Annotated in this window: 8 protein-coding genes; 3 read left to right on the forward strand and 5 right to left on the reverse strand. The window is 40.3% G+C overall.

Annotated elements, in window-relative coordinates; translation table 11 throughout:
• Positions 1 to 3 precede the first annotated feature (3 nt).
• Positions 4 to 1,203: an aminotransferase class V-fold PLP-dependent enzyme gene (locus ACO5E4_RS03400; RefSeq protein WP_485862065.1), complete on the forward strand. Its 1,200-nt coding sequence runs from the start codon at positions 4 to 6 to the stop codon at positions 1,201 to 1,203.
• A complete protein-coding gene (locus tag ACO5E4_RS03405; RefSeq protein ID WP_314954931.1) occupies positions 1,200 to 1,580 on the forward strand; it encodes a SufE family protein in 381 nt (126 codons plus the stop codon). Before ACO5E4_RS03400 ends, ACO5E4_RS03405 begins: the two co-directional genes overlap by 4 nt.
• A gap of 37 nt (positions 1,581 to 1,617) precedes the next feature.
• Here the strand turns inward: ACO5E4_RS03405 and hldE are convergent, their stop codons facing one another.
• A complete protein-coding gene (gene hldE, locus ACO5E4_RS03410) occupies positions 1,618 to 3,048 on the reverse strand; it encodes a bifunctional D-glycero-beta-D-manno-heptose-7-phosphate kinase/D-glycero-beta-D-manno-heptose 1-phosphate adenylyltransferase HldE (protein WP_485862066.1) in 1,431 nt (476 codons plus the stop codon).
• 117 nt (positions 3,049 to 3,165) lie between these two features.
• Between hldE and ACO5E4_RS03415 the strand changes: the two genes are divergently transcribed.
• A complete protein-coding gene (locus tag ACO5E4_RS03415) occupies positions 3,166 to 4,101 on the forward strand; it encodes a Kdo(2)-lipid IV(A) acyltransferase (protein ID WP_485862067.1) in 936 nt (311 codons plus the stop codon).
• Between the two features lie 49 nt (positions 4,102 to 4,150).
• On the opposite strand, the gene ACO5E4_RS03420 is transcribed toward ACO5E4_RS03415, so the two are convergent.
• From ACO5E4_RS03420 to ACO5E4_RS03435, 4 genes are read right to left on the reverse strand one after another with little or no spacing between them, the layout of a single operon-like run.
• Positions 4,151 to 4,711, reverse strand: coding sequence for a TorD/DmsD family molecular chaperone (locus ACO5E4_RS03420; RefSeq protein ID WP_485862068.1), 561 nt, complete (start codon positions 4,709 to 4,711; stop codon positions 4,151 to 4,153).
• Complete coding sequence (locus ACO5E4_RS03425; protein ID WP_485862069.1) at positions 4,711 to 5,322, reverse strand: NAD(P)H-dependent oxidoreductase; 612 nt, start codon at positions 5,320 to 5,322, stop codon at positions 4,711 to 4,713. The genes ACO5E4_RS03420 and ACO5E4_RS03425 overlap by 1 nt, the downstream gene beginning before the upstream one ends.
• A gap of 8 nt (positions 5,323 to 5,330) precedes the next feature.
• Entirely contained in the window at positions 5,331 to 5,777 is a 447-nt protein-coding gene (locus ACO5E4_RS03430) for an NfeD family protein (protein WP_485862070.1), read from the reverse strand.
• Positions 5,778 to 5,796: 19 nt separating this feature from the next.
• Positions 5,797 to 6,723: an SPFH domain-containing protein gene (locus ACO5E4_RS03435; protein WP_111294049.1), complete on the reverse strand. Its 927-nt coding sequence runs from the start codon at positions 6,721 to 6,723 to the stop codon at positions 5,797 to 5,799.
• Positions 6,724 to 6,855 lie beyond the last annotated feature (132 nt).

Genomic DNA, 6,855 nt, shown 5'->3' on the forward strand with positions numbered 1-6,855 from the left:
TACATGAATTTTGAGCCTATGACATTTCGTCAATATTTTCCTTATTTCACGCATAACTATGCAGTAGTCTATTTAGATAACGCTGCAACAACATTAAAACCACAATGTCTCATTGATGCCACGATAGATTTTTACCAGTCTGCCGGTTCGGTGCATCGTAGCCAATATGATGAAAAACAGACCGCACTTTACGAGCGAGCTCGTACTCGTGTAAAACACCTCATTAATGCGGAAGATGAACAATCGGTCATTTGGACATCAGGCACTACTCAAGCGATTAATACCGTTGCAAATGGCTTATTGCCACATCTAAAGACAGGCGATGAAATCATTATTAGTGAAGCGGATCATCACGCCAATTTCGTTACTTGGCATCAAATTGCCGAAAAAAGCGGGGCAAAACTTCATGTATTGCCGATTGATGACAATTGGTTAATTAATACCGAAACATTGCTAAAACAATTAAATTCAAACACTAAACTGGTGGCGTTAAATTTTGCCTCGAATGTCACCGGTACTCAGCAACCTGTCAAACAACTGATTCAGCATATTCGAGACAAAAGTTCTGCCTTCATTTTGTTGGACGCCGCGCAAGCAATTAGCCACGTTAAAATCGACTTAGCCGAATTGGATGTGGATTTTATTGCTTTTTCTGCCCATAAAATTTACGGACCAACCGGACTTGGCGTGTTAAGCGGAAAATTATCCTCACTCAATTTACTACAACCGCTACAATATGGCGGTAAAATGATCAGCAAAGTCAGCAAAGAGAAAATTACGTTTTCAGCGTTGCCTTACCGTTTAGAAGCCGGCACTCCCAATATTGCCGCCGTCATTGGTTTCAACGCAGTATTAGCGTGGCTGAGCCAATGGGATATTACAGAAATGGAATCCTCCGCTGTACATTTAGCGGAAATCACTCGCCAACGCTTAAGCTATTATGAAAAATGCCACCTCTTTAATTCGCCAGAACCAAGCTCTGTGATTAGTTTCATCTTTGAAGACATTAACGCTTCCGATTTAGCCACCTTACTCGCAGAACAACACATTGCGCTACGCGTTGGAGAGCATTGTGCCCAACCTTATTTGGCGCGTTTAGGACAAACGGCTACGTTGCGTTTATCTTTTGCACCATACAATGTAGCCTCAGAGGTCGAAATCTTCTTTAACGCATTAGATAAAAGTTTAGAATTATTAAGATGAATATTGAACAACAATTAGTTGAAACAAAACATTGGGAAGATCGCTATCGCTTGATTATTCAAGCTGGAAAAAACCTTCCTGAGCCAAGTGAAGAGGAATTTGCAACGATGCACAGCATTCCGGGCTGTGAAGTGCAAGTCTGGTTTAAATTCACGGAAAAAACAGACCGCACTTTTCACTTTCAGGCCTATAGCGAAGCTCGCATTATGAATGGCTTGTTATGGATTTTGTTGCAGCGCATTGAAAATCAAACTGCGGAAGCTTTGCGCCAATTTAACCTAACCGCTTATTTCAATGAATTAGGCATTGCTCAACGGTTAAGTTCTACTCGATTAAATGGCTTGAAGCATATTGAAAAAATGTTGCATAACTTATAAATAAAAAAGCGCGGATAAACCGCGCTTTTTGTTTGTGTTATTTTTCCAAATGCTTAATTTTCTTAATCACGTTCGATGTAGAAAAACCATTCTCAAAATTCAGCACTTTCACCTCGCCACCGTTTGCCCAGACTTCTTGACTGCCGGCAATGTCTTCCGGTTTATAGTCGCCGCCTTTCACCAATAAATCAGGCAAGATCTCACCAATTAAACGTTGCGGTGTATCTTCATCAAAGGCCACCAGCCAATCCACAGAAGAAAGACCGGCAAGCACGGCCATTCTCGAGGCTAAAGGATTAATCGGTCGTTCTTCCCCTTTTAAGCGTTTTACCGATTCATCCGCATTCACAGCAACTATTAAACGGTCGCCTAGCTTACGGGCATTTTCTAAGTAAGACACGTGACCAGGATGCAAAATATCAAAACACCCGTTTGTCATCACGATTTTTTCACCACGATCTTTTGCCAATTTCACGGCTTGTTTCAATTCAGCTTCAGTCATCACACCAAAACCGGCTGTCGTTCTCCCATGAATCGCATTTTCCAACTCGACAGTTGAAACGGTTGATGTGCCCAATTTACCCACCACAATACCAGCGGCAACATTGGATAAATAACAGGCCTCTTCAAAACTACGACCATCCGCTAACGCGATTGCTAGCACGCTGATCACCGTATCACCTGCCCCGGTCACATCAAACACTTCTTTGGCCTCTGTCGGTAAATGGAATACCGGTTGATTTGGACGCAATAAGGTCATGCCTTTTTCAGAACGTGTCACCAAAAGTGCGGTGAGATTGATGTCTGAAATGAGTTTCAGCCCCTTGTCGATAATCTCTTGTTCGGAATGACATTTTCCCACAACCGCTTCAAATTCCGACATATTCGGCGTGAGCAAGGTTGCACCGCGATAACGTTCAAAATCCGTTCCTTTCGGATCGATCAATACCGGCACATTGGCATTACGCGCAATTTGAATCATTTTTTGTACATCATTTAAGGTGCCTTTGCCGTAATCCGAAAGCACTAAAGCACCGTAATTTTTGACCACACTTTCTAATTTTTGTAATAAGGTTTCACTGGTTACATTTTGAAAATCTTCTTCAAAATCAAGGCGTAAAAGCTGCTGATGACGGGATAAAATACGTAACTTGGTAATCGTTGGATGGGTCGATAATTGAACAAAGTTACAATCGATTTTTTGTTGTTGTAATAATGCCGTCAATGCTGCCCCAGCTTCATCCTGACCGGTCAACCCTAGCAACTGCACCGGCACATTTAATGACGCGATGTTCATCGCCACATTTGCTGCACCGCCTGCACGCTCTTCATTTTTCTGAACGCGTACCACCGGCACCGGTGCTTCCGGCGAAATACGGTTGGTCGCACCAAACCAATAGCGATCCAACATCACATCGCCTAATACCAAAACTTTTGCCTGATTAAATTGTGCAGAATATTGAGCCATTTGATTTTCTCTTAACTTATTGAAATAAAAAATTTTGCTAATATTACCACAGGGGAAATGCTATTTCCTAAAAATTCCGTTAAACTAAAAACCAATTGAAGTCACCCTGTAATCCTTATGGCAAAATCCGTTCTTCCGACATTTAAAATTGAATTTCTCCATCCAAAACACTGGGGCTTTTGGCTCGCTCTCGGTATTTTCCGCTTAATTCTACTGCTGCCTTACCCTATTTTATGCAAAATTGGCAATGGCTTAGGTTGGCTCTTTGCAAAAACCGGTGTGGGCAAACGTCGCGCTAAAATCGCGAAACGCAATCTGGAACTTTGCTTTCCTGACTGGTCTGAACAACAAATTCATCAAATTTTACAAGCCAACCTACGTGCCACCGGAATGGCGATTATTGAAACCGGTATGGCGTGGTTTTGGTCTGATCGTCGTATAAAAAAATGGTCAAAAATTGAAGGGCTTGACTATTTAAAAGACAATTTGGCAGACGGTATCATTTTCGTCGGCATACATTTCTTAACACTGGAATTGGGCGCTCGTATTGTTGGTATTCATCAACCGGGGATTGGGGTTTATCGCCCGAACGATAACCCATTGTTTGATTGGGTTCAAACAAAAGGGAGATTACGTTCCAATAAATCGATGCTGGATCGTAAAGATCTCCGTGGCATGATTAAAGCGATACGAAATGGCGATATTATTTGGTATGCACCGGACCACGACTATGGTCGAAAAAATGCTGTTTTCGTGCCGTTCTTTGCGGTTCCTCACGCTGCAACAACAACCGGCAGTTATTACTTATTAAAGTCTTCTCCAAACAGTAAAGTAATTCCTTTCGCACCGCTTAAAAACGCAGATAATTCCGGCTATACGGTCACCATCTCTCCGCCGGTCGATTTTTCCGATTTACATGATGAGGCTGAGATTGCGGCAAGAATGAACAAAGTAATTGAAACAGAAATTATGAAAGGCGTTGAACAGTATATGTGGCTCCATCGCCGCTTTAAGACACAACCGAATGAAGACAATCATTTATATAAAGACTAGATAAAAAAAGGTGAGCCGCCAGCTCGCCTTTATTTTTAATAATTTTTTATCATGCTTCCGAATCTAACTCATCCGCCATCGCAGAGAGAATTTCACGCGTTAAATAAGCCAAAGAATGATAAAACGGCAGTGTAGCCTGTGTTTCAACTTTCACTAAAAACTTAGCTGCACAAGGCAGCAAAAAACGTTCAAATAACTCCTGTTGGGCACTTAAAGAATCCGCATTATCTTCCAACCAAGATGCAGTTAACAATAACATGGCAAAATGATCGACATTCTCGGCTTCAGGCAAACCACGAACTTGGCGAAAATCATGAAACTCTTCAACAGAAATGTCATACGCAGAAATTTCTGTTGCAACATTTCCGGATTCACCAAAAAGCTTTTGGTATTCTTTATCTAACAAGGTTAAATCAATAGCCATTTGTAATGAATCTAACGCCTTTTGGCTGTCATTATCTTCGTTTAATGCCCAAACTTGAGATAAGTTACCTTGATTTAACCAAGCAAATACACCGGATAAAATAGGATCTGTCGGCTGGCGATAAAATAAATTACCAAATAATCGACTAATCAAAGAAAAGTTATTTAATTGTAGATTTTCTTGCATTATGCCTTATCCTCTTTCGCTAAAAGTGCGGTCAGATTTTCTCGCGTTTTTTGTGTCGCACGATTCAAAATATTCAAATAACCTGCTTCATTTAATAAATGTATATCGCCAAAAATATCATGCTGAATATCCGTAATACCGCAGAAATTAAATAAACCCTCAACCAAACAGGTTTGCAACGCCTTATCAAAATTCAGACTTTGGTAACGCTCAAGATTATTTCCCATGGTGATAAAATGCTGCATTTTCTTATCGCTCAATAAACCTACCGAACAACCATTTTCAGTTTGATAAGCAAAGCCATAACTCAACACTCGATCCAAATAGCCTTTCAAAATTGCCGGAAATCCCATCCACCAAAGAGGATAGACCAACGTAATCAAATCAGCTTCTTTTATCTGATTTTGTTCAAATTTCACTTCTGCCGGTACAATACCTGCCTGACAAGCACCTAATTCATCCCAAGATAAAATGGGATTAAAATTTAACGTATAAAGATCTCGTACTATCGTTTCGACATTCATTTCATGCGATGCCTGAACAATACGTTCTACTAAAGCTCGATTAAGACTTTGTTGGTTAGGGTGAGCAAAAATAATTAAATGCTTCATTAATATCCTTAAATCTTGCTAACTTTTAATGTAATACTATCCACAGCCGTTACTTCAACAATGTCATTGACAGCTAAATCACGTCCTTGTATTCGCCAGGTAGTATCGCCAAAAGCGCCCCTACCAATACCATTTTCACCAATTTCCAAAACCTTGCCCTGCGCTCCTATCATTGCATGATCCCGTTGGTTAAGAGCACTTTGTGCTTGATCAATTTGATCTTTGCCATGTTGATAACGCCACCAGATAATACTGAGAATACTGGCAATAAGGGCGTACATTACCGCAAGAAAAGAAAAAGGTAGCGTAGGAATCAATTTTGTAATAACTGCAATCGCAATGGCAGATAATCCCCACCATAAAAGAAAAACTCCCGGCACTAAAATTTCAGCAATAAGCAAGACAAAACCAAGAATAAGCCAATGCCAAACACCCCAGTCTGTTAACCATTCCATACCAACCTCTACTTTATGATTAATTTGTTTTTTTATCAGATTTTAATAGCTCAGAGATTCCTGCAATTGAACCGATTAAATTACCCGCTTCTAAAGGCATTAAAACAACCTTACTGTTATCCGAACCACCAATTTCTTTCAATGCTTCAGTATATTTTTGTGCGATAAAGTAATTAATCGCTTTCGTATCACCATGAGCAATCGCGTCAGACACCATTTGCGTTGCTTTCGCTTCCGCTTCAGCTGCACGTTCACGGGCTTCAGCCTGTAAGAATGCCTCTTGTCTTTCCCCTTCGGCTTTCAGAATGCGCGATTGTTTTTCCCCTTCTGCTCGTAAAATCTCAGCTTGACGCACCCCTTCTGCTTCTAAAATATCCGCGCGTTTATTACGTTCTGCTTTCATTTGTGCATTCATCGCAGCAATCAATTCATGTGGAGGACGAACATCACGAATTTCAATACGGGTAACCTTAATTCCCCAAGGATTTGTCGCTTCATCCACAATAGACAGCAATCGGCTATTAATTGAATCACGTTGAGATAACATTTCATCCAATTCCATAGAACCTAATACAGTACGAATATTTGTCATAGTAAGGTTGATGATAGCTTGCTCTAAATGATTTACTTCATAAGCAGCATTACGTGCGTCAATAACTTGAACGAAACATACCGCATCAATAGCTACATTAGCATTATCTTTTGAAATAACTTCTTGTGATGGAATATCTAAAACCTGTTCCATCATATTAATTTTACGACCAACACGATCAACGAATGGAACAACAAAATTCAAACCAGGCATTAAGGTACGGGTATAACGGCCAAAACGTTCAATAGTCCAGTTATAGCCTTGAGGGACAGTCTTGAGCGTAGAATAAAGCACCACACCAACAAGCACGACAAAAATAATAGCGGCGATTGGTAATCCATCTAAAAAATACATAATTTTCTCCTTAAAACATCAACAGTTATCTTTTAAAGAATAACAATTAGCACAAGATCTCTCAACGTAAATTAGCTGGTTCCACTCTAAAATATTCCGCTTTGCTTTTTTCAATTTTCCTTTCCTATGACC

The organism is Aggregatibacter sp., assembly GCF_057314075.1.

What these genes read in the sequence shown, in the direction of transcription:
- ACO5E4_RS03425 (WP_485862069.1), bottom strand. Translation starts at nt 5,322, where the DNA reads ATGAAGCATTTAATTATTTTTGCTCACCCTAACCAACAAAGTCTTAAT.
- ACO5E4_RS03405 (WP_314954931.1), top strand. Translation starts at nt 1,200, where the DNA reads ATGAATATTGAACAACAATTAGTTGAAACAAAACATTGGGAAGATCGC.
- ACO5E4_RS03415 (WP_485862067.1), top strand. Translation starts at nt 3,166, where the DNA reads ATGGCAAAATCCGTTCTTCCGACATTTAAAATTGAATTTCTCCATCCA.
- ACO5E4_RS03420 (WP_485862068.1), bottom strand. Translation starts at nt 4,711, where the DNA reads ATGCAAGAAAATCTACAATTAAATAACTTTTCTTTGATTAGTCGATTA.
- ACO5E4_RS03435 (WP_111294049.1), bottom strand. Translation starts at nt 6,723, where the DNA reads ATGTATTTTTTAGATGGATTACCAATCGCCGCTATTATTTTTGTCGTG.
- ACO5E4_RS03400 (WP_485862065.1), top strand. Translation starts at nt 4, where the DNA reads ATGAATTTTGAGCCTATGACATTTCGTCAATATTTTCCTTATTTCACG.
- hldE (WP_485862066.1), bottom strand. Translation starts at nt 3,048, where the DNA reads ATGGCTCAATATTCTGCACAATTTAATCAGGCAAAAGTTTTGGTATTA.
- ACO5E4_RS03430 (WP_485862070.1), bottom strand. Translation starts at nt 5,777, where the DNA reads ATGGAATGGTTAACAGACTGGGGTGTTTGGCATTGGCTTATTCTTGGT.